At 42.9% G+C, this 22669-nt stretch carries 21 protein-coding genes and 2 pseudogenes; 15 read left to right on the forward strand and 8 right to left on the reverse strand.

Annotated features, from left to right (window positions below):
- Positions 1-282 precede the first annotated feature (282 nt).
- The gene (locus tag H5T41_00650) at positions 283-546 is read left to right on the forward strand and encodes a hypothetical protein (GenBank protein ID MBC7107297.1); all 264 of its coding nucleotides are present in this window, start codon (positions 283-285) and stop codon (positions 544-546) included.
- A 598-nt stretch (positions 547-1144) separates the two neighbouring features.
- On the opposite strand, the gene H5T41_00655 is transcribed toward H5T41_00650, so the two are convergent.
- Positions 1145-1609 carry a hypothetical protein gene (locus tag H5T41_00655; GenBank protein MBC7107298.1) on the reverse strand — a complete coding sequence of 155 codons (465 nt, stop codon included), beginning with the start codon at positions 1607-1609 and terminating at the stop codon, positions 1145-1147.
- Positions 1610-2583: 974 nt separating this feature from the next.
- Here H5T41_00655 and H5T41_00660 point away from each other — a divergent pair.
- Positions 2584-3165, forward strand: a complete 582-nt coding sequence (locus tag H5T41_00660; GenBank protein ID MBC7107299.1) for a hypothetical protein — start codon at positions 2584-2586, stop codon at positions 3163-3165.
- Positions 3166-3546: 381 nt separating this feature from the next.
- Here the strand turns inward: H5T41_00660 and H5T41_00665 are convergent, their stop codons facing one another.
- Positions 3547-4224 carry a hypothetical protein gene (locus tag H5T41_00665; GenBank protein MBC7107300.1) on the reverse strand — a complete coding sequence of 226 codons (678 nt, stop codon included), beginning with the start codon at positions 4222-4224 and terminating at the stop codon, positions 3547-3549.
- A gap of 15 nt (positions 4225-4239) precedes the next feature.
- Positions 4240-6087, reverse strand: coding sequence for a hypothetical protein (locus tag H5T41_00670; GenBank protein ID MBC7107301.1), 1848 nt, complete (start codon positions 6085-6087; stop codon positions 4240-4242).
- Positions 6088-6589: 502 nt separating this feature from the next.
- On the opposite strand from H5T41_00670, the gene H5T41_00675 reads away from it, so the two are divergent.
- From H5T41_00675 to H5T41_00685, 3 genes are all read left to right on the forward strand, one after another.
- A complete protein-coding gene (locus H5T41_00675) occupies positions 6590-6838 on the forward strand; it encodes a hypothetical protein (GenBank protein ID MBC7107302.1) in 249 nt (82 codons plus the stop codon).
- Between the two features lie 128 nt (positions 6839-6966).
- A complete protein-coding gene (locus H5T41_00680) occupies positions 6967-7158 on the forward strand; it encodes a hypothetical protein (GenBank protein MBC7107303.1) in 192 nt (63 codons plus the stop codon).
- Positions 7159-7213: 55 nt separating this feature from the next.
- Positions 7214-7459: a hypothetical protein gene (locus H5T41_00685; GenBank protein ID MBC7107304.1), complete on the forward strand. Its 246-nt coding sequence runs from the start codon at positions 7214-7216 to the stop codon at positions 7457-7459.
- A 72-nt stretch (positions 7460-7531) separates the two neighbouring features.
- On the opposite strand, the pseudogene H5T41_00690 reads toward H5T41_00685, so the two are convergent.
- A pseudogene (locus tag H5T41_00690) lies at positions 7532-8066 on the reverse strand (hypothetical protein).
- Between the two features lie 808 nt (positions 8067-8874).
- Here H5T41_00690 and H5T41_00695 point away from each other — a divergent pair.
- The 4 genes from H5T41_00695 (at position 8875) to H5T41_00710 (ending at position 11673) form a co-directional block, all read left to right on the forward strand.
- Positions 8875-9666, forward strand: coding sequence for a hypothetical protein (locus H5T41_00695; GenBank protein MBC7107305.1), 792 nt, complete (start codon positions 8875-8877; stop codon positions 9664-9666).
- On the forward strand, positions 9663-10403 hold the full coding sequence (locus tag H5T41_00700; GenBank protein MBC7107306.1) for a nucleotidyl transferase AbiEii/AbiGii toxin family protein: 741 nt from the start codon (positions 9663-9665) through the stop codon (positions 10401-10403). Before H5T41_00695 ends, H5T41_00700 begins: the two co-directional genes overlap by 4 nt.
- 254 nt (positions 10404-10657) lie before the next feature.
- Positions 10658-10999 carry a hypothetical protein gene (locus H5T41_00705; GenBank protein MBC7107307.1) on the forward strand — a complete coding sequence of 114 codons (342 nt, stop codon included), beginning with the start codon at positions 10658-10660 and terminating at the stop codon, positions 10997-10999.
- Positions 11000-11019: 20 nt separating this feature from the next.
- The gene (locus H5T41_00710) at positions 11020-11673 is read left to right on the forward strand and encodes a polysaccharide deacetylase family protein (GenBank protein MBC7107308.1); all 654 of its coding nucleotides are present in this window, start codon (positions 11020-11022) and stop codon (positions 11671-11673) included.
- A 101-nt stretch (positions 11674-11774) separates the two neighbouring features.
- Here H5T41_00710 and H5T41_00715 read toward each other — a convergent pair whose 3' ends face one another.
- The gene (locus H5T41_00715; protein MBC7107309.1) at positions 11775-12431 is read right to left on the reverse strand and encodes a PHP domain-containing protein; all 657 of its coding nucleotides are present in this window, start codon (positions 12429-12431) and stop codon (positions 11775-11777) included.
- A 20-nt stretch (positions 12432-12451) separates the two neighbouring features.
- On the reverse strand, positions 12452-13606 hold the full coding sequence (locus H5T41_00720; protein MBC7107310.1) for an ATP-grasp domain-containing protein: 1155 nt from the start codon (positions 13604-13606) through the stop codon (positions 12452-12454).
- Between the two features lie 278 nt (positions 13607-13884).
- On the opposite strand from H5T41_00720, the gene cmr1 reads away from it, so the two are divergent.
- The 6 genes and pseudogenes from cmr1 to H5T41_00750 all read left to right on the forward strand — a co-directional run bounded on the left by cmr1 (position 13885) and on the right by H5T41_00750 (position 21028).
- Complete coding sequence (cmr1, locus tag H5T41_00725; GenBank protein MBC7107311.1) at positions 13885-14994, forward strand: type III-B CRISPR module RAMP protein Cmr1; 1110 nt, start codon at positions 13885-13887, stop codon at positions 14992-14994.
- 10 nt (positions 14995-15004) lie between these two features.
- On the forward strand, positions 15005-15865 hold the full coding sequence (locus H5T41_00730) for a hypothetical protein (GenBank protein ID MBC7107312.1): 861 nt from the start codon (positions 15005-15007) through the stop codon (positions 15863-15865).
- A 2-nt stretch (positions 15866-15867) separates the two neighbouring features.
- The gene (locus H5T41_00735; GenBank protein MBC7107313.1) at positions 15868-18762 is read left to right on the forward strand and encodes a CRISPR-associated protein Csx11; all 2895 of its coding nucleotides are present in this window, start codon (positions 15868-15870) and stop codon (positions 18760-18762) included.
- A gap of 1 nt (position 18763) precedes the next feature.
- Positions 18764-19648, forward strand: coding sequence for a type III-B CRISPR module RAMP protein Cmr4 (cmr4, locus tag H5T41_00740; protein ID MBC7107314.1), 885 nt, complete (start codon positions 18764-18766; stop codon positions 19646-19648).
- Positions 19649-19658: 10 nt separating this feature from the next.
- Positions 19659-20022: pseudogene (locus H5T41_00745) on the forward strand (hypothetical protein).
- A complete protein-coding gene (locus tag H5T41_00750) occupies positions 20006-21028 on the forward strand; it encodes a hypothetical protein (GenBank protein MBC7107315.1) in 1023 nt (340 codons plus the stop codon). The pseudogene H5T41_00745 and the gene H5T41_00750 overlap by 17 nt, the downstream one beginning before the upstream one ends.
- Positions 21029-21790: 762 nt before the next feature.
- On the opposite strand, the gene H5T41_00755 is transcribed toward H5T41_00750, so the two are convergent.
- Together H5T41_00755 and H5T41_00760 are read right to left on the reverse strand one after the other, a co-directional pair.
- Positions 21791-22204: a hypothetical protein gene (locus tag H5T41_00755; GenBank protein ID MBC7107316.1), complete on the reverse strand. Its 414-nt coding sequence runs from the start codon at positions 22202-22204 to the stop codon at positions 21791-21793.
- Positions 22205-22229: 25 nt separating this feature from the next.
- Positions 22230-22535, reverse strand: a complete 306-nt coding sequence (locus tag H5T41_00760; protein MBC7107317.1) for a hypothetical protein — start codon at positions 22533-22535, stop codon at positions 22230-22232.
- Positions 22536-22669 lie beyond the last annotated feature (134 nt).

Raw genomic sequence — 22669 nt, forward strand, 5'->3', positions numbered from 1 at the left:
AGAGCTTATATTACAATCTCTAATATTTATCGAGAAACATTATTACAAATACCCGTATGAAAAATTATTTTAGTAATCCTATTGATCTGAATTTTCAATAATATCCAACATTGCGGTAGCTCACCTATAATGAAAAATAATCTAATGTGTCGTTCAATCAATTCTCAAAAATGTTCGAGTCTCCTTGATAAAAATTATTCTAGGAATGATAGACGCTAAGATAATAATACCAACAGAACATCCTATGCGACGCTTGAAAATTGTAATAATGAGGTGTTCAACTTGGCAGAAACGGTCTCGACGAGGCTCCCGCCGAAGATCATAAAGATGATGGAAGCGGAGGTGAAAGCAAAGGGTGTCATCCTGAGCTCGTTATTAAAGGAAATCATCAAGGAGCACTACGGAATTGAGACATCTAAGCAAGAACAGAAATCATTTCTTTTGAATCTTCAAGAGGCGATCGATAAGCTTGGCGGAGCGAAGATGTCATCCTCTAGCACCGAGGTCGCTGCGCTTGGTCAGACAGCAAGGTTGCACCCATCATAGTTCATCATAATATATAAAAGATGAGGGGTGTGCCCGAAAAATCGAGGCATTGACAAATCCATAGAATCACGCTCTTGTAATGAATGGATCGTCAAATTTCTCACCATAGTTTCGGAGGCTAATCACTGCGTCTCTCCTCGTCCTCACCCTCTATCTGCGGTAATCATATTGCGATTCTGTTCTTTTTTTTTAACTCTTTCCTATCGATTCGCATTTTTCATACGAATATCAAAAGCCAGCTCATTGAGCATGAACGGGCACTGTCGACCAGCCTTATAAGATCTGTTCAAAAATAAGTTCAAATCATTTGGTGCAGCATGCCCGCTCTCGTCTCACTCACCAAGCACGCATTCTAATCGCACCTCATGCTCACTCAACGATAGTTCTTTCCTCACTTCATCCTCACCTTCTTCGCACTCCACGGCGTTGAGAAGTTCCATGGTCGAAGTAGCCCCATCCCATGAGATCCTATCATTGACGGAGCGGGTCTTGAGTGGAGAACACTCATTTGTGCAAGACCTTCACTTTAAATCTGGAATAAAAATCAGCGTTCAAAGAATGCCATCAAGCCCTATCGCTTCCCATGTTGCCAAATATGTCACAAGCTTGAGAGCCAGATCTCATACATCCATTTGATTTCAAGGTCGCAGCAAATCTTGATCCATTCTCTGCCCGGATTTTCAAAAACCTGTTTCGCAGTTTCTTTACTCACCTTTCTTCTTTGTCTGAGGATGTCCAGAACAATGCTCGCCGAGTACTTCTTCGCAAGATCTTCTATGATCGGCTCTAATTCCTCTACCTTCAATGCTCTCATCTCGATGCTTCTCACCCACTTCTTTGGTTTCATCGGTTCAAGTGATATGTCATCGTAGATCAAAGGAGCGTACTTGTAATAGTTTTTCCAGCCAAGCTTGACCTTCGCCACCGCCTTATAAACCGGCACTCCGTTTCCCAAGAGCTTCTTCAACTCCGCTATCTTTCGCTGCGTTTCTTCGCTCGGCTCAAGCATAGACTTGAGTTCTTCTAATTCACCTATAGGCTTTATCGCCAGCGGCGGATTCATAGGAATTCACCAATTTGATCAGGGAGCTAATTCAATTAAACTTTTTCCCCGCACGACACTTCGTATCAAGCTATCGGCTACTTTGACAGTATGAGCCGCACGAGTGATGATCACCACCGCTCATGGGCATGAAACCTTCTTATGAACTCGATATCGAAGAACCAAAATCTGTGTTGTTTCGGCGTCCCCAGCACTTACATCACATGAAAAATGATCGGAGCACCCGCTCAGATATCTTCTGGCCCATCTAATGCACTAGGATGACCTCTTCCAAGCAACATTGATACAGATCTCAATGCCCTCGATGTGATATTATGGAGAACCCTTTTTTCAAAAGCTGGTGGTATTCTTGCTTCGCAAAAAACTAGTATTTTCCACGAGACAAAATTTCGAGTGACTTGAACTGCAATTGATTTTCTATTGGTGATAGAAGAGACATATCATCAGAAGTAAGCGGAAAAAAAATGAAAAGTCTTCATCATTGAAGGTTAATATGCTCCGCCATAAAGTATTCACCATTGGGATCGAGAATGGCTTGAGCGAACCATCTTGCAAATCCATGACCATTTCCTTTTCATCATTTATTGCAAATCGTTCTCTCGTTCACAAGGCAATTCTGGCGTCTCTGATGATTCATAGATTCATTCCACGCCATACGCTCCAGGTCCATTATGAAGCTAATGATCTCCCCTCGCCTTTCTTTAGGCGCTGAGCTGAATATCAAGAATTTGAGAACTTGATTGTAGTCACTATAAAACCTAATAACCTTCGCCAATGTCTTGATCTGGTCAGATCCCTGATCAATGATCACGGATGACACTGAATACACGATATTTTTGGTGTTTTCGTAAGAATTCTCGACAATGGCGTTCAATGTGTCGATTTTCTTTATATACGAGGACACCAGATTCTTATAGAAATTCCGTTCAAACTCAAGGCTTACAATTTGACCCTTGAGGAACGAGTTCTCTTGTTTGAGTCTCTCATTTTCCTTTTCAACTTCGGATAATTTAGAAAATATGTTAATCGGGTTGAACATGCCTTCAGCGAAACACCTTAGCCGATCGTTGCCTGTTCTGAATTTGAATTTCGAAACGCTCATTAAAGACTTAGATGAGGGATATGGAATAGTCATTAATTCTAATGCCGATCCAACTCTGGCGCCAAGGGGCATGACAAGCGTCACGATAATACCGCAAGCAAACTACTACGACTACCCAGAAAGAGGAACAAAAGAATATACGAAATGGGAGGGGGAGATGGCTGAAGCACTTATATGGAAAGCAGAGAACAGCATACCCAACCTAAGCAAGCACATAATAGTCCAGGACGCCACGACCCCAAAGACCCTGGAAAGATATATTTCAATGCCTGAGGGAGCCCTATACTCCTTCGAACAATCAGTAGGAGTCAAGAGGCCATACTTCAAAACGCCAATTAAGGGATCATATCTGGTCGGCGCGTCAACCTTCCCAGGAGGAGGAATAGAAGCCGCCGTAATCTCCGGAATAATATGCGCAAACGACATATGCAACTGGAAAACAAAAGCATCATAGCAAACAACGATATCCCCAAAGACATGCTACCAGTCGTGATTTTCACTGCACCCTCTATTTCTTCTCTTAAGAGACATCAAGGGAACTGAAATGGTTGACAAAGAGTTCAAATTAACATTAATATGGTGCTCTTGAGAAAGAAATAGTCAATTCTTTAAATGTTAGCCACATAACATTAATGATGAAGTGGGAAGTTAACATGTATGATATTATTGTTGGAGCTGGACCAACAGGTTTAACAGTGGCTATTCATTCAGCAATTTTGGCTTGCGCACGCTCGTTTTAGAAGCTTTACAGAAAGCGGGAAGTATGGCAATTCTCTTCTTAATATTTCATTAGAAACTTTGCTTTCGAACATAGGTGGTTAAAAAATGGGAATAACTAGTTTTTGCCTCTTTTATGTTTGGTGTAGATTACTGCTATCGCCACTATGGCCATTGCCATTGCCACTGAGACGCCAATTGAGAGTATTTCTATTGGCAGGCTTGGCATTGAAAACGGGTTTGACGATGATGCTTGCCATATGTTCGTGTTGGTCGCCTTGTAGGCTAGTGAGGTTGAGCCTTGAGTGAGGCTTACCTCGAGGAGGATTCCTGTTTGTTTGTCCCAGCGGTAAGTGATCTGTCTGTCTTCTGCGGTTTGAGTTGCATAGACATAGGTTCTGCTTGCTCCAGCATATGTTCCAACCGCTTCCCCGGCGATTGTTACGCTGTCGTTTGTTACTAACTGAATGGTGTCTCCTGTTATCGAGTTTGCCGGAATGATTATTTGGAAGGATGCGTTTCCAGAACCGCTTGCAACGTCAATAGTCCACATTGTCATTTGTTCTGTTCCATCGCTCATGTGCATAGTCATGCTAAAAGATACCGTTGTTCCGGATATGGATGTGCACTCTGCTTTAACCCAGCTAGGCATGTCCGATGGAGGAGCGTTGCCGCTAACAGCCAGTTCATACTTCATCCACTGGCCAACATTGATGCCTACCTGCGTTTCTGCATGAGCAAAGTTTAGGCAGAGCAGAAGCGCCACGATAATAATTCCAAAGGCGGTTATCTTCATGCCATTGTCCCCCCATCACCCGCGTTTGACAATTATGGCTGCTATTACGGAAGCCACTGCCACAATCGCTATTGACAGTATCAGCCACCAGTAGCTCAATATGCCCGTCAAATCGACGCCGCCAGTACCTCCGCCGCCTCCACCGCTTAAGTGCGTTGTTAACTCGTGGAAGCTGTGGTGGTACTGCACATAGATTTGGACGTAGCCGCCGACTTGGCTTATCTGAAAGTCTATAGGCTGGTTGTCCAATGTAACTGTGACAGACGAAAGAGAACTAATCATATCGACAGGTATGGTTATGTTTGCTACGCCAGTTGTTCCATCCGGACCGCCAACGTTAACCGTTAAAGCCATACTTGTGGAGTTGAAAACAACGCCAAGCACAGAAGAATTTGTTGAAACATACATTGTCTTGTTAGACCATTGAAGCGTCATACGAATCCACCCTTCAGGCAAAACAGAAACAAAAGCGTTCAAACCAGTCGCCGCAGCCTCAAGACCATCAGCTACGCCGTCGTCATCGGTATCCGCCATTGTTGGATTTGTTCGGAAAACTTTTACTTCAACACCATCGCTCAACCCATCTCCGTCACAATCTTCACGCCCATAGTACGTTCCGTAATTGATTTCTTCTAGGTTTGTTAGTCCGTCCCCGTCATAATCCTGGTATATGTCCGTGGGGTCTAAAGGGTTGAGGAAATTCCCAAGTTTATCATTGAGTTCTTCAGCATCCGATAGACCATCTCCGTCTGTGTCTGGATTAGGCGTTATGGGCTTGCTGAGGTCTATTAAGTATGGGGCACTCAATGTGGTAGGCGAGAAGATTTTGATATATGTTGCAACTGAAGCGTTAACTGACGACCACGTTAGCCTATATCCGTCGGTGAGAATGACGCGTTTATCGCTTCCGTCTAGGTTCACGACCATTATGTCGTTGCTAATGGAGTGATACACCACACAGCCACTTTCAGTTATGGTGCCGTTAAATTCAGAATAAGTTAGCATTGTTCCGTTGGAGGTCCAACTAATAAACGCGGCGATTCTCCCATTAGAAGTATTTGTGACCTTCGTCGGCGGTTCAGCACCATTTATATCCACAACCCATATTTCGCTTCCAGTAGCATAGGCTATTTTGTCATTTAACGGAGAAACCTTCAAACCCGTAATCAGTTCGTCCATCCCTTCAAGTTCTAAAACCAGCGATTTCTCACCTGTGCTTAATTGATGCTTCCAAATGTAACTTGTATACTCATATTGGCCACTGGTCCAATTATATACGGTCTCGCAAGAGGTGTAAACCAGTGCACCATCGCTGGTTACATCAATAAGGTAAGGATTTCGTATATCAGTCACTGCCGTACTATTAGGAAATGTTATAAAGGATGGACTGGTTCCGTCCAAGTTTACAGAATATATCCTTGGACGCCAATCAGTGTTTGGAATTGTTACATAGAATATTTTTGTTTCGTCTGAAGAAAAGGCAAAACTAACGAGTGTGTCCTGTGAAAGGTCATATCCAACGTCAAGGTCAAAGCTGTGCACTAATGAGCCATCTTCCATGTCAATGATCAACGTATTGACCGGTGTTGCCATGCTTGCGCTCATTTGAACTCTTCCGAAAATCAGCAAATACTTTCCTGAAGGCGACCAAGCAAGGCTCATAGGTTGAATCCAGCCACGGTCAATTACAACGTTGCCTCTTTGGTCCTGCCAAACGCTAACAGGCGGCCAATAAATAAGTCTTGGATTAGCCTCTGCGGTAGGCGCAAAAGCGTTTGAAGCAGAAACCTGGAATAGACCAAGCATAATTGAGGCCATGAGAACGCCCACTACAGCGACAGAGAAAAACTTAGTCGTTGACATGGGTTTCCCTCATGAGTTTTTTAGTGTTTATTATGAAAGCATACTATAAAAAACCTATGCGCCTCAGTTTTGTATAACAAATCCTAAAAATTCATCAAAATTCCAGCTAAAAATTAAAAGCCAAAACCAGCACAAAAATTACAGTAACCAAACTCATTGGCTTGCAGTCTAAAAGCTCCAAAAATCTATTTCTGTCAGAAGAACTAACAGACATCCGATTTGAAATAAGCATAGCCATGCTTAATGAAAACCCCAAGCTGGCTGAGAGGCTTAAAGTCTACTTAAAGTGAGAATGCAGGAGGCTCACTCTTTTCTATTTGGGGTGTTTCTGTGCGTAAATGCCCAAAGTGTGGAACGGAGCTTGAAGGGATCTATCCATTAGACCTTAAAACGTTGTGGGTTGACTTTTGGCTCTGCCCAAAATGCAAAACTGCCTATGAACCGAAAAAGCTCAAACCCATAGCCCACATGGTATAGCCTTTTCTTTCTCCGGCGTGTTTCTATGCCCCTAATCCTATTCGGCATAGATATTGACGTTTGGATGTATAGGGCTTGCTTGGTTAACATGGCCTTGTTCAGCCGTCACCCGTACAGTATTATCTGTGCGAACTCGCTTTTGACAGATGAAAAATACGCTGGACCATCAAGCCTTCTTTGGGATTATGGAAACCTTTGGGAGCCAGCGGACGTTTCAAAATTCTACATTAAGCCACCGCCAATAACCGCTGACAAATTCAATCTTGCAGAGTGAATCAAGCTCACACGTAAATAGCCCCCTTCTTTCTGTCAGGGGGTGAAGCTATGGGAACAATCAGGAGCGAGTATTCTATTGAGTAATTTTAAGCTGCCCTTCAGAGGTTCGTCCACGAAGTTACCGGCATGATGCAGAGGATAGACGAGATACGCGTCCGATCAGAAAGCATTGTTGTCGACTTAGAGTTCAGATACAGCGTCAAAGGCGAGATAATGAAGATCTACGTGTCGTTTTACAAGAGGGATAAGCCAGATTCATGTGGAGAATGGCTGTCCTTCACAGTCGAGCCCAAAGGCTACGTTGACAGCCCCACATAACCAAAATCCATTATGAAGGCGCAAGCGACAAGGCGTACAGCCTGAAAATCCTTGCATGGCAAAAAGTCTTCTTGGAATAGATTTACTTGAGGTTAAAGTTGCTAAAGAAAAGGAGTTGGGAAGAAAGCTAACCAAGGATGAAAAAATGGAACTTTTTGAAAATGAGCTTAAAAAACTGAGAGAGGGTAAGCATAATCCTCAGAGAATAGTCCATGAAAAAGAGCTTGAAAGTTATTTGGCTGATGGGTTGCAGTTTGTTAGCGTAATATCTTCACAGAGAACATTGATAATGAAAGGTTAGTGACAAAAAATAACAATTAATAACATGGTCAAATGGAGGATATATGGAAGTTCTTCTGGGCATATAGTAAATTTATTCAAAGGAGCCAAGTTTTCGAGGATCCTCGCACTCGGACTTAGCCATTTCAAACTGATCTAATATCGCTTGAGCAGGAACCGATTGTACTCCAACCTGAGTGGATAGTATCATCTGTGGATCGATGGGACTGATGAACGAATGTTTCCCCATCACTATTCTATCTGATGCACAGGCTAGCATTGTCGCAGCCGACATCGCCGACTGAGGAATTATAACACGGATATCAGAGAACTTGGTTCTCAGATAGGACACAATAGCTTCAATAGCCTCAGCTGAGCCACCCGGGCTGTGCAAAATGAGATCTAGTGATGGTCCTCTTAAGACCATGAACCACTTCCATCATGCCTTGGATATCTTCCTCAGATATCGATAGTAGTTCGGGATCAACCCTTTCCAGTTGGGTCCATCGCGTTGCATAAGGAATCGTCTCTCTTTTTGTATAATCATAGAGTTTGGCCATATATCGCCGTCTAACCCTATCAAATGGATTTTCACCATCCCTTCTAAGTTCTTCTAGTATCTCACCCATGTGGGCAACTCAATGGCCTCCTCATTCAGCGCTGGCTAGTGTCATTGCTGGAATAAACAATCATCCGTGGCTGCAGGGCGCGCATTATCTGTTGGCCTACTAGATAAACCTCATTCAATCTACAATAAACTGCCATCAAGTCTGCGATCCCTGGTTGGTTCTCAGCCTCACTTATCAACTTCCTCAGCTCCACGTTTAAATCATTTTTTCCCATCTGCATCATACTGCAAAAAAGGTTAGAGTGGTTAATAAGGTCATCGTGCTCTTCGTGTTCTGATTGGATTTAACTAGTTTAATGAAATGAAGATAAGGACGATTTTGAGACTTCTTCGTTACTGTCAGAAATATCGATTTCACAATACTCAACAGATTCATGAATTTCATTCAATTATTTTCTGAAAGCACTCAGCATCTATCTCTCATCAGTACTCTTTCAGATTGAAGGCAGCCAATTGTTCTTCGTGTGGCTATCCCCTTGAAGTCACTTATGAATACATGGCGAAGGAGTTGAACAGAATGTCAGAAAAACCACAAAGACTAAAGATGTGAATTTCATTGCATCCTGCCATCCAAAGCGGCACTAGCATTAAGATCTTATATTCAGATTCACTCACACTTGGCTGTCTGGAAGGTTCTTCAACAAAAAATTGCGGTTGTGGCTAAATTCTAATCCTTGGAGAAATGATTGGTCTCTCAAATTATAATCCAATCCATTCGAATTTAACCGACTAGTCGGGTTAATTAGAAATAAATTATATACTGCTATAAATCATATTGCGTAATTGTGAAAAAATTACAACAATTCAATATGAAACATAAGAAAGACGATAATAACATCAATGGAACGAGCGTATCCAAGAACGAGTCTTTTCTGTTATCAAAGATCAACGAGAAAGAACTTCTGGTCTTTGGTGTGGGCGAAGCTATTTCGCTAACAGGATGGAGCAGAGATAGGGTCTGCAACACGCTAGCTTCTCTTGAAAGGAAGGGAATCATCGCTCGGGTCAGACGGAATGCTTACGCACTCTCTAATGATCTACCAAAAAATATATTCGCCGTTGCGACTGAGGCAATAAAGCCATCTTATATAAGTTTCTGGACTGCCCTCTCATATTACGGATTCACAGAACAACAAGTGATGGTTGTGCAGCTGGTGTCAACTAGACAATTCAGGCCGTTTTATGCAGCCCCTTTCAGATGCGAGGTGGTGAAATTCAAAATCTCAAAATTCTTCGGTTACAGAAAGATCGACAGGTTTGTGATTGCTGAAAAGGAGAAGGCTCTGATCGACTCGCTTTCACGCCTTGATCTCTGTGGCGGGCTGAGTGAATATGCAAAATCTCTGAAGAATGCTTGGCCATCTTTGGACAAAAAGAAGTTTGCTGAGTATTTGATCAAATTTGGCAATAAATCTGTCATATCAAGGATTGGTTTTCTTACTGAGCATATGGGCCTGTCTTTTCCGGAGGCCGATAGGCTGCTTCCATACAGATCCTCGAGCTTCACAAGCCTTGATCCGAGAGCAACGAGAACGAACTGTTACAACAATAAATGGCATATAATCATCAATGCCGAAATCGGAAGAGAGGGATCCGAGTGATCTCCACAGAACAGTTGAGAGAGGCTGCGAGAAAAAATGGGCTGACGATCTATCAGCAGGAGAAGGATTATTTCTTAAAACTTTTCTTATTTTACTATTACAGAAGATATGATGACGTCGTATTCAAAGGCGGAACATGTATGCGGTACCTCTTCGGCCTTGATCGTTTCAGTGAAGACCTTGATTTCAACTTACTAATCTTACCAGATGTCTTCAAGAAAGAAGTGAGAGCGACAATGAGAGTATTGTTGAGTACTGTAGGCATCGAGTCGTATTTCATTAAAGAAGAGGAGTTTGAGAATGCCTACACCTGTGAAATTGGCTTCAACGGCCCGCTGTACAAAGGAACGCCGCTGACCAGGAACAAGATACGCATTGATGCTGGCAAGAAAACGGGAGTCTTGAAAAAACCAGAATGGAGAATGATCATTTCTGAGTATCCTGAGACTCGAGAACATTTTCTCGTTCTCGCAATGAACGAGGAAGAAATGATGGCTGAGAAGATCATCGCTCTGAATGAAAGAAAAAAGGGAAGAGATCTCTACGATGTCTGGTTTCTAATCAACAAGGGTGTTAAGGTAGATGAGGATCTTCTGCGAGAAAAGAACATTTCGACTCAAAAGCTCGAAATATCCATTTCCGAAGAAGAGTACGAACGAGATATGAAGAGATTGATGAAAAAATTCGTCCCTTATTCTCAGGTGCTATGCGATGTTAAGAAGGCTTTGGCAATTTGAATTAGTATCTGTCACTGCGTCGAATTAAAGAATTATTATGTTCTTCCAGGGCACATTATTGATGCAGCACATTTCTTCAATTGCTCGTTGTTGTCTGCGCCGGTTTTTCAATTTACACTCAATGCGAACACATGAAGCCTACTACAAATTGCGAGCATGATGAACATTATGTACGTCGATCCTCAAGGAATCAGAACCAAATACTCAAATCAATCTTCGAAAGTTATTTTTTATTAAGAAATCATGCGAGATGCATGGACCATTCTTCACATTCAGAATCGTCGGTGGATCTTGGTTCTCTCTGGGACGTATTCACAAGAAGGGAAGAATATGAATTGCGCTTCAGAGACAGATACAACCGTTTCCCTTTTTACATGAGTCGATCTCGAGAAATCTTTTCTCCTCTGGTCTCTCAATTCCTTTACGACAGCGGATTTCGTCCTGATTGGCCTGATGGCCATGATTTTGCGGTGTGTCTGACACACGACATTGACCGTATTTTCACGAGTTTCAGCGATATCGCAGGACGTGCTGCCAGATCATTGCTCAAAAAGGAAATCATGAAATCAGGGGTCATGTCCTCTCTTTTGTTTTAAAGAAGAAATACGGTCGTGGAGTGATAAGAAAGATCATCGAAATTGAAAAGGAATATGACGGCAACTCAACTTTTTTCGTCATGGCAACGAATATCGATCCCGAGGACAGCAACTACACCACATTGGACCTCGCGAACGAACTGGTATACATTAAAGATTCTGGCGGTGAAGTCGGACTCCATGGTAGCAAGGGCGCACACAACTCCGTTTCGCTGATGAAAAGGGAAAAGGACGAGGTCGAGAAATGCGTGGGTAAAAACATAGAGTCGTATCGAAATCACTATCTTGTGATATCGCTGCCAAGCACCTGGCGTTTGCTTCATGAGGCAGGTTTTAGTTACGATTGCACACTCGGATACGCGGATTGCGCAGGCTTCCGAAATGGCATGTGTTACCCATTTGAGCCCTATGATCTTGAAAGACAAGATTACATTCCAATGCTCGAAATACCACTGACGGTGATGGACGGCACCGTACTGGATTACATGAAGCTTGACCACGCTCAGGCCTGGACTGTTATCGAGAAATTAATCGAAGAAGTCCGTCGAGTCAATGGCGTTTTTACTGTTCTTTGGCACAACACTTATTTCTCTGGAAAAGATCTTGAACTCTATAAAAAATTCTTGATCGGTGTTCGAAGAAAAACGCATGGCTCACATCCTGCAAAGAAATAGGCAACTACTGGATAAAGTCTGGATATGATAAAGAAGTCAAGAGGATTCTCTCGGAATCTCTTTCGAAATGAAGCGATGTGAACGATCTGATGTCTTTGTGCTCAAAATGATCTGAACCTTGTTTTCACGAGTTTGACCAATTGAGACATGAATGTGTTGATCTCCGGGTAGCCTCTCTTTTGGTGGATAATCCTAATTGAACTCAAAATGGAATCTAATGCAACATCACCGCCAATCTCAATTCGAATCTCATTCAACGCAAGACCAAGTTCCCAAGGAAAATGAGCATCACACCCCGCGATCCCGATTTTCTTGTAATCCTCCGCAAGTTTGATTGCTGCATTATTTTCGACATCAGAGCAGCGACCGTTGAAGACCTCGATCATGTCTACCCTATCCATCGGTATGCGATCTAATTTATGACCCCTCATTGGATGGGGAAGAACGACGAGTCCTCCCTTTTCTTTCACAAAATCGATTAACTCAGCACAATCTCTTGATTTTCTGACTTCTTCAATTCCAAGCGCAATAATGTCACCGCAATCTGTAGCATATTCAATCGCTGGGATGATCCTCAACTTGTACTTCTTTTCCAGCTGCTCTCTCTGTTCAGCGGGCATCAAATAATTGTGCTCGCATAGTGCGACCAGATTGATTCCTCTTCTCCTGCAGAAGTTCATGACAGTTTCGATGGACATGATGGAGTCTACGGATCGGTTCGTGTGCACATGGAACAAAAACGCTGTCCGCGAGGCCATTATGCTCGACTCCTCTCACATCACTGAAGTCTCTCCTGCATTGTCCTTGCCACCCTATAAATCTCCTCGAAGAAAGAGAGGAAAGAAGGCAAGGGGTCGCTTCGCCAGAGGTTCGACCTGACATCGGGATTCAGCAAATCTTTCATAATTGAAGGTATCGCGGATGGGTTCTCAATCGCATGCGCAATCTCACCATCGAACGGCCAGTGAAATTTCACTCCCACCTCATACTTCTCTATTGGCACTATTTCTTTATCCAAAGCCATGTTGACGGCCATTGTTGGAAAATCAACGCCGCAGGCAATCGCAAGATCCAATGAACCCCAAAACTTTGGATTGATTTCCATCAGATAATATTCTTTTGTTCTTCCATCCCTTCTAAACTCCACCATCGCCACCCCGTGCCACTCAAGCGCGTCAAGAAGCTTCTGGCCGAGGGACATCAGTTCCTCATCGAAAATGCTCACAGCGCACGTGCTTGGTCCCCCTATCGCAGGGGACTCCCTTATTCTCTCGTGCATGAATGACTGGATACAACGACCTTTCTTATACAAGGCAAAGTATCCGAAGCCATGACCCTGTATGAACTCTTGGATGAGCGGGGAATGATCTCTCGAAAAGGCATCGTTCTGCCATTTTCTCAGTATTTCAATCAATTCCTTCTCATTCTTGGCGATGGATGGCCTCCTCTTGTGTATTTCATGGCTGCCCTTCACAAAAACGGGATATCTCATTTTTGATGGTAAATCGATTTTTTCTTTCGAGAAATCGACCTCGAAGCTCTCTGGCACCGAAATCCCGAGAGATTTGGCCAAATCGCAAGTTTTCTTTTTGTCAAGGCAGTAATCGACTTTTTCAATCTCAGAAACAGGCGTCCTGCAGTATTTCTCAATTTCTTTCTTGAATTTTGCAACCAGCCTTACTGATCTCGCCCCTATGGGCAAGAGTACTTCGTATGATTTATTCGCAAGGAAATCGAGAAATTCGTCGATGTGGTTCTCATCGAATAATCTGTCATCATACGCGATCGAGTTCAGATACCTCGACATACCTGCAAGGCTGATCTTCTTTCCTATCGCGTCGACGATGAACCCGGCCTTCGACAGCGATCTCACCGCCCCCAGCGTGTGCTTGTAATTCGCATCAGTGATAAGAATCTTGATTGAATTACTCATCCATCACCAAACCGTGTATTGAAATTAGGGGATAAAATTACTCCTTGTCATCTTTGGTGTTTCTTGACTCAATTGAGGAGTTTAAATGTTGATATCTGTTGAAAATGGAGCCCTGTTCGATTTTAAAAGGTTGCATTTTGATTTTATATATCGATATGAAGCGTACGAAGATGGAAATCTTTATTATCTACGGTTGAAATGATAACTTTAGCATAGTATGGAGAAGGTGCCATAGGTAGCGATTGAATGCAAATACCATTGCTAAAGAAGAGATGGGAATGTGTGAATACCTTGTAATGTTTAAGACTTTAACTCCGCTGTGGACCGGAGATGCCGCTGGAGAATGTAATGGATTAAGAGAAACAGGAATACTTGGGAGCCTGCGATGGTGGTATGAAGCTTTGGTACGAGGCTTAGGCGGCTATGTGTGTGATCCTACCGATAAAGATCAGAGGTGCGATTTCGGCAAGAAGAAGTCGGGAGAAACGAAGGATTCTGATCAGGGCATTCATGATGTCATTGATGGTTCAATCTGTCCAGCATGTCAGTTGTTTGGTTGTACGGGTTGGGCAAGGAAATTCAGGATTGAAGTTGAAGGCGGTATCGCTGTTCCAGAGGTTTCTGTGAGAACGCGCAAGAAGCGGAATGGAAAATACCTAACTCGTAAGACCAGCGGTTTAATGTCTAGTGATCCAATCGCCATGAGGGTGGTGCCCCTGAGGAAGATTGAAGAAGACGAATGGATATTGCTCAACAGGACACTGGATATTATTGCTAACTACGGTGCGCTTGGTGCACGCACATCGCAGGGTTGCGGTGTTGTAAGTATAGTGGAGAGTGATCTACCGTTTGGTGGTGGCAGCGTTAAGGATGTGAAATTTCGAGGCCATAAGAAGGCTTCTTCACAAAATCTAAACAATTTCCCGAATATGAAGAATTTCTTCTTTTTCAAGCTCAAGCTTGGATTCCGTGACGTGATTTCGAATCTGATCAACAAAGAAGTCTTCTGGACCCATGCATCAGATGATAAGTTTTTTACTAGGGTACGGGGAAACTGGGAAAAGCTGTGGCAAGATTTTAGTATCTTGCCGATCGCATTTCATGCTAGAGATGCGTTGAGGATTTCGCTCAGCAAGAATGGGATATCAGAGAATGTTCTGGGGAAGATAGGAATGGGTTCTAAATTGTTCGTTTCCCATGGATATAAAATTGATAGCGGAACGGTGGAAATGAGGATCTGGGGTTATGGGGTGGGCAATGAGGTCAAGGACCGCATAAAACATCGTATCAAGAATGCACTGGAAGGTACTTTGTTTGCACACGACAATTTCCTACAGTGTTGTGAACTGGTTGAAGAGAAAGCGGGTGCTGACATACTAGGGGATTGATGTGAGCGATATGATACACGATTACTACCTCAAAAAATCAAACCTCGACACTGGGCTAGAAGCGCTAACATTAAAGAAGGTCGGAGAACTCAAAATGGAAGTTTTGAAGAACGTTTTGGCGAAAAGAGAGGGGAATTTGGGGATTTTCTATCCTTCGAGAAATGATCTCTCGGGGTTGCCAATTAATACCACCTTGACAAAATTCACTTTCACACTGAAAAAGTCTTTCACGAGTAAAAACGAGGGTGAATTTTATCTTAACAAGAAAAAAAATGAGACCAAGATTCATGAAAACCCGATTGTCAGAGATCGATTCACAGGTTTACCAATGGTGAGACCTTCAACATGGAAAGGGCATTTGAGATTTGCGGCGGATAGGGTAGACTGGGATGATGGTGAGAAGGAGAGAATTGTTCGGAGGCTTTTTGGAGCTGGACCTGAAGATAAAAATATGTTAAGGGGAAGACTGTACCTCTACCCGACATTCTTTGAGGAAGAAGCTGATTATGATGTAATTACACCTCTCTCGCGGGATTCAAGAAAACCTGTTAGAGGGCCGATAGGAATTGAAGTCATGAAGACTGGAAGAAAAGGAAAATTCTTCCTTCTGTATTTACCGTATCCTCGTGGCAATGATTTCACTGAAAAAGAAGTCCGCGATGATCTGAAATTTGTCGCTAAAGCCCTGACTTTGATGTTTTACACTTACGGTTTTTCTGCAAAGAAGACCTCCGGATTCGGTGTAGTTGAGGAAAAATTGGAAGATGGTGAATTATGGGTTCGTCGCAAGACCTGCGATCAAGGTATTTGTAAGAAATGTTTTTCAACATTGTTCGATCTAGAAGCTAGAATGGAGGAAATCTGGCAATGAACATGACGAAGAACCCCATCGAGGTCATAAAGGCGAAGAGAGAAGAGATCTTGATGGGAGAGATTGCGGCGCTTCTTCATGATATAGGAAAAATGCATCCCGATTTTGTCAGACATCAATCGATCGAAAAAATTGGTCAAGATTTCGATCACGCTAAAATTGATGGTTTCCTAAATAGGGATCTGGTTGAGCTGTTGAAAAAACAGAGGTTAGAGAAATTCAATGCAAACGTGGATACTCTCATCAAAGAGCATCATCGTGGGGAAACCCCTCTCGTGGAATTTTTAAAGGTGTGTGACAGGAAAGATTCTGCTGATGACAAAGGGATAGTAAGAATGAAGCAACCCGTTGGAAATACGATTATCGCGTCTCCATTCGGATATCCAAAGGAAAAGATTGATCTTGAATGTCTCGAGAAAAGATTTGACAATTTACAAAATGAACTCATACGTCTTTTTAATGTTTATGATAATGAATACTTCAATTTGGAATGTCTTAGAAGAGATATTATCAGGGCACTTGAATCATCATTTTCACACTGTCTTGGTGAAACAAGAATACCATCAAATGACGTGACGTTGTTCGACCATTCTTTTTCAACGGCATCGCTCTTCAAATCTTTACTGTGTGCGATCACACCTGGAGAGAAAGTTAACGCAAAAAATGCACAATGGCGTTTGTTCGGCTGTAGATGGAATGGGATCGAATTCATCAATAAGGGAAGAAAGGCCGAGGACATTTTAAAGAGAAGCGAGATTATAGAAAGCATAAGGGGCGAATTGAAAAAGAAATTTGAAGACGAGATTCCGATCGGCAACGCGATATATGAAGATCTTGATGGAATTTTCTTCACTTTTCCTGCTATGGACGACAGTGGCATGACAGAGAAACTTGCTAAAACATGTGCAGAAGAGGCCCTCACGATCATAAAAACTCAAAGTGGAGAGGAAATCTGGCCTTTTTTCTTGTTGAGTGAGCAGTCAAAAACCCTAACAATTCTTGCCAAAGAATTGAAGATCGCATCTGAAAAGATGAATTTTCCCAAACTGAATCCGATATTAATCATTAGAAGAAATGAAGAGCAAAAAGAGTTGGTGAAAGAATTAGACTTCTCGGTCAATTCTGGAGATTTGCGTAAAGGAACTGTTGATGAAACTGAGAAGGACATTTGTCCTGTATGTAGGTTAAGGACGAAGCGAACTATTGAGGAAAGATGCGCTATTTGCGAAGAGAGGAGAAAGGGACGGTTGCAAAACTGGATTGAGGACAGAGAAAAGACGATCTGGATCGATGAGGTTGCTGATAAAAACAACCGCATCGCACTGATCTCTCTCTATTTTAATATCAGTATGTGGCAAGATGGAACGATGGTAGGGACGATTTTTTCGCAGAGCTTTGAGGATTGGTATAATGGAATGAAAGATGAAAAGACAACTCCCCAGTTATTGAGGGAAGCGGGAGTGAAGAATGAAATTCGTCCTGACAAGAAGTCCGTATATGAGTTGCTACATAATTGCGTCGATGGATCACAAGAGTGTTCAGATGATCGAGCCGCAACAATCTTGAACACTTTTTTTGAGGAAGTCAGCATATTAAAGAATTATCAAAACCATCTCAATAACATTAAGGAAAGGATCGGTAAAGATAAGATAAATGAGAAAGATCTAGCCACCTATCTTTTCACTCAGAATCCCTCTCCTGCACGGCTATACAGAATTTGGAAAGAGACAGAGGAGTTCTTTGAAGTTCTTCTTCAGGAAATAAGTCAAAAGATCTATTCGCACAGTTGGAAAAGAATTGCTTTCGTTATCGAGGATTCCCAATTTATAAAAAAACCCAATGAGAACTCAGTATGCATCGGAGGCATCGAGGGACTTGAGCCAAAGGACATTCTTTTGTTCTATGATTCAGATGGACAATTCTATACGATCGAATCGCTTGGCAAGTACAAATACGGCGGCCTTGAGGGCGTTAAGGCAGTTAGAGATGCCCTTACCGAAAAAGGACTGAATCGACTCGTGCTAGAGTCTGATCAATCGATTGATCTGTTGAAAAATTCAGCAAAACCTAAGAACCAAGAGTTCGAAGAATATTATCCATTTATCGTTCTGATGAAATCTCCGTTATCAATGCGTTTTCTTGTTCCTGCGAGTGACTCGATGAAAATCATTTGCCTCATAGCCGATTTATACGCTCAGAGATTCCAAAAGGTCATCGGAAAGCTTCCATTGTACGTAGGTCTCCTCGTGGCAAAGAGAAAATTCCCGCTTTACGCTCTGCTTGAAGCAAGTGAAAGGCTGTTCAGGGATGAGAAATTCAGGGAACAGGTCATGATGAGCCCATGGTGGCTTAGTGGTAAGGAATTTGCGAATGACTATTTTGCCTATTACCCAGTGAGAAAAACCAGTATGGAAAAAAGATATACTCTTGACGATCTCGAGACTTTAGCTTATGACAAGACCTATGCTTTATACCCAGGCTACTTTGACTTTGAGTTGCTCCTCAGCACAGCCGATGTGCGCAACATAACTTATGAGAATGGAAGGAGAGCTGGCGAGGATTACAAGTTGTTTTCCAGGAGACCTTACTATTTTCATGAAATTCAAGACATAAAGAGACTCTGGGACATATTGAATAACAACCTTTCAAGCACCCAGATAAACTTCATCGAGGAAAGTCTCACAGGCAAGTTGCGGGACTGGAAAAATCTAGAGGATTCGAACAAGATGATAGTTTTCAGGAAATTTGCAGAGGTTGTATTAAAAGACGCTTTTGGAAAGAAGTGGAAGGAATTTGATGAAGTGACGAGGTGTTTTGTTGTGAGATCGGCCATAGATGGGCTTCTGCTCGACACGATTGATCTTTTTAAACACACTGTGAAGGAAGGTGGTGAATGAAATGGTGGTGTGTGTGGAATTGAGAAAAATCTATGGAAGGGCGCTGGATCCAATACATGTTGGATCTGGTGGGTACAGGCTCGGGAGGGCGGATAATACGATTGTGAGGGATCCTGCCACTGATCTCCCAAAAATACCGGGAACATCATTAGCAGGCGTAGCAAGAGCTTTTTATTTCCTACATCAACTCGAGTGCAATTGCTCTGATAAAACTGATGAAAAAGAAAAGAAAGAATGTGTTGAAGAAGGAGTCAGCAATGTTTTTGGCGACGAAAGCAAAAAAGGCACCATTCGCTTTTATGATGGGCACGTGATCTTCTTTCCTCTCTCTTCCGTCCAAGGTACGGTGTGGATCACAACAAAGGATTTGCTTGAGTACTGGTTTATTAACAAGAAAGATTCTAATGTACGGGAATTAAAAATACCAGAGGTAACTGACAAAGCTATTGCCCTTAAGGGATTGAATTCGGTGGAGTTTCTCAACCTCGGATGGTTGTTGCTCGAAATTGGTGGATTAAGTCAACAGCTCGTCTTAGGGGGAGAGGTTGATGACTGGGTGAGAAGAGTAGTTATGATCCCGGAGAAACTCTTTTCCCAGATCGTGAACGATAATCTTGAGGTGCGCACCTCAGTGAGAATCGACCCTATGACGGGAGCAGCTGTAGACCGTGGGTTATTCACTTACGAGGCGATTCCGAGGGGAACGGTGATCGGATTTGAGGTTGCATGTGAAAAAATCAGAAAGCAAGTACCTGATATTGAAAAGGTAATGAATGCAGTGAAACCGTATTTCAAGCTCCTTGGTATCGGCGGAATGGGAACGAGGGGCTTCGGAAGATTGGAGTTATTCATTGAAAACGGGGGTGGTGGGGCTGCCCAACCTTGATTACCTCTGCATGAAATGTTCTCAGGAGTTGAGTGCCATTAACGATTCGGCGTTGGAAAGCAATCTCAGGAAAGCGCTTGGGATTCTGCGAGAAGACGGTGTTTACGCGATGTTCCTGTGGCTTGAGAACAAGGATAACTCTAAAGAGATCATCAGGAAACTTGTGGAGTTATTAAATGAAGATGATATAAAAAAGATTCTTATTACGACTGGATCTTTTCCTCAGGGTAATTTCAAAGATTTGTGTTTGAAATTAAGAGAAGTTGCGCAAAACATAGACAAATTGTTATTCGTAAAGAAAGTGCTTGAGCGTACTTTAACCTATGGGGCTATATCATGCAAGAATCGGTGAAACGGATGTGGAAAAGAGCTAATGTGGTATTAAAATTAAAATCTCCGTTACACATAGGATATCTCCCGTCCAAGGGTTCCGTGATATCGCCGACCCGTTACTATGTGCCGGGCCGAAATTTCTGGGGGGCCGTCACGAAGAGAATCACGGAATCGATTTGGGGAAATCTTAGATCTGAAGAAATTGGAGGAAAATATAAAGAAATTGGTCTTCAGGTTGCAAAAACGTTCAGATTCTCCTACTTCTATCTTTTCGATGGAGATACTCTATACCTCCCCCGATTCACCGAAAATGGATTGAGATATGGGGCAGGCGAGAAAGGAATAACGAGATTTGAATTTGAGCGGAGATTTATCGGAAGCGTGGTTTCAACGGCGATAGATCATGACACGCAGGCTGCGATGGAAGGCAAATTGCATGAGATAGAGTTCATAAACAACAAATATCTCGATTCAGGCGGAAAGGTGAGGGATTCGAAAATTGCAGGGTGTATCTGGATCAAGGAAGATGAAAAGTTTGGAGACAAGGAGATCATGTTAGATAGAGAAGGGATTTTTATTTCTGATGTGAACGTGGTGGAGGAATTGATTATTGGAGGAGAATCAAAATACGGTTTTGGACACGTAATTCTGGACTCGATCAATAAGCAAGAGCTCAAAGATTTCCTCCCTGCATTATGGCAGGATCCAGATAATATCAAATTGAATAAGAGCAGCTATACTCATTCGATTAGTCAAAATGAAAATGTTTATTTGCCTTCCCATATGAAATACGGCGGAAAAGTGAGATTTAAGGGCGAAATAGAGCTCATTTCTGGAATTGGTTATTACTATCCGACCAGTCATCTCACTGAGAGCGTTGTATCCAATGCCGCCTCGTCTGCCTGTAGTAATAAGTCAAGTAATACATTAGCAAATCCGGAGTGTTGTATAGCCCCAGGAAGCAAACTAGAATTAGAGAATGATCTTCGTCTGGTAAGTTGCTGGGACGGCGTTCTTAGGGAAAATTCTAATCGCACAGGTGAATGATCGAATCACTCTCATTCTCTTCATAATCGGATAAGAGATTGGTTTTTAGTGATCGGGAAAGCCATGCTATATCAGTGCCTTGATTTATCTTGCGGTTTCACATGATGCGTCACTGTTTCATGCGTCACTGGTGTTCTTGTCTTGAAAATAATATCTTATATAGGCATTGGTACTTTTGGTCTTGACAACAATGCTAGGTACCAGATGTTAGTGTATTGGTAGGAATTCTACATCGCGGTTTTGGAGGTATCAATACAATGATCATCAATCCATATTATATGGCAAAAACACGATGCGATTTTGTTCATTGCTCCTTTTCTACTCTCGAGAATCATAAGAATGCTCCCGGTGAAGGTTGGGGTGTTTCTGGAAAAATCCATAATTGAAAATTTTGGATAATCTATCAAACTGTTGGCTGGGAAGCGACCATGAATAAGTATCCTCCTGAGAGAACTTATTGATCTTCAAATTAGTATTGAGACAAACTCTGCAGTCTCAATACAGCGTGAATTTGGGAAAGATATGTCAGTGCTATAATAAAAAGGGAAAGAATCTGATAATGGAGCCATGTGGCGAGATCACGAAGCGCTCACGGATTTAGTTTATCTGAGTCTAGATTAAGAGCGGTTGATGAAATCATTTCAAATCTGATTTGATTATCTTTTCATAATTCGCCTCTATCTCTTTCATCAGTATCATCTTGTCAATCGAACCTTCCGATTTCACCATCGCCGCAATGCTCGAGCCCCCTGCCCCCACACCCTACTTGGCCCAGCCGAGCTCATAAGCCTTTAAGCCATCAAATCGGGATTTAGAGAAGTCAAGGTCTGCCGCGAGTATTGGAATTCCCGCTATATTCGAGACCATGCCTCTGATGCTTGAACTTTTATCTTCTAGAATCCACCTGGTCGTCCCAATGGCAACGTGGTCAAGTGATCGAGGCGAAATCGATTTCACGATGTTGAGAACGGCGCCCATCTGCGTTCCCCCTGCCATTAAAACAGGCACATTCTCGGCCGCACCACAAATCAGTCCAGCGGCTGCGGGCATCATGGGATCGCCGACAGCCGTTATCGCTCCAAAGGGATCATCTTTCAGCGATCCGAAGGTAATCCCTGCGGAAGACAGGGCCTCCTCCACCACCTTAATTTTGATGTTATGTGGGTTGTTTGGCATACTCCCACTTTCTTTCCCCTGGCGTCTACTCCTGTTGCAAGAAGTAAAGCGAGGGCGGTCGTCGTCCCGCCGGGAATGCTCTCCCAACGACAAGATAATCAACCACTTTCGACAGCTGAAGCCCAAGCTGGTAAGCCCTCTGAAAAACTTCTCTCGCATTCTCAACCGCTTTACCACATCGAATGTCCCTGCCAAAGACTCCTCCGACGTCAACAAATGGCGTTTTCGGTGGCACTTTAAGGCCGGCGTTGACGACCAGAAATGGGATATCCGCCAGTTTAAGAGCGGACATCGTGATCAATGCTGGCGTTGGTATCCCATCGGGTGTCACCGGCACGCCGTCGGCTAGGCCTTCATTTTAGCGATCTTCTGCCGCGTTTCTTGATCTTGCCTCAGAAGGGATTTGAGATGCCCTAACTCCTCGCCCGCGATTCTTTGAAACATGAAGACATCCTCGTTTTTCTT

The sequence above is a fragment of the Methanomassiliicoccales archaeon genome (assembly GCA_014361295.1).
Taxonomy (GTDB): Archaea; Thermoplasmatota; Thermoplasmata; order Methanomassiliicoccales; family JACIVX01; genus JACIVX01.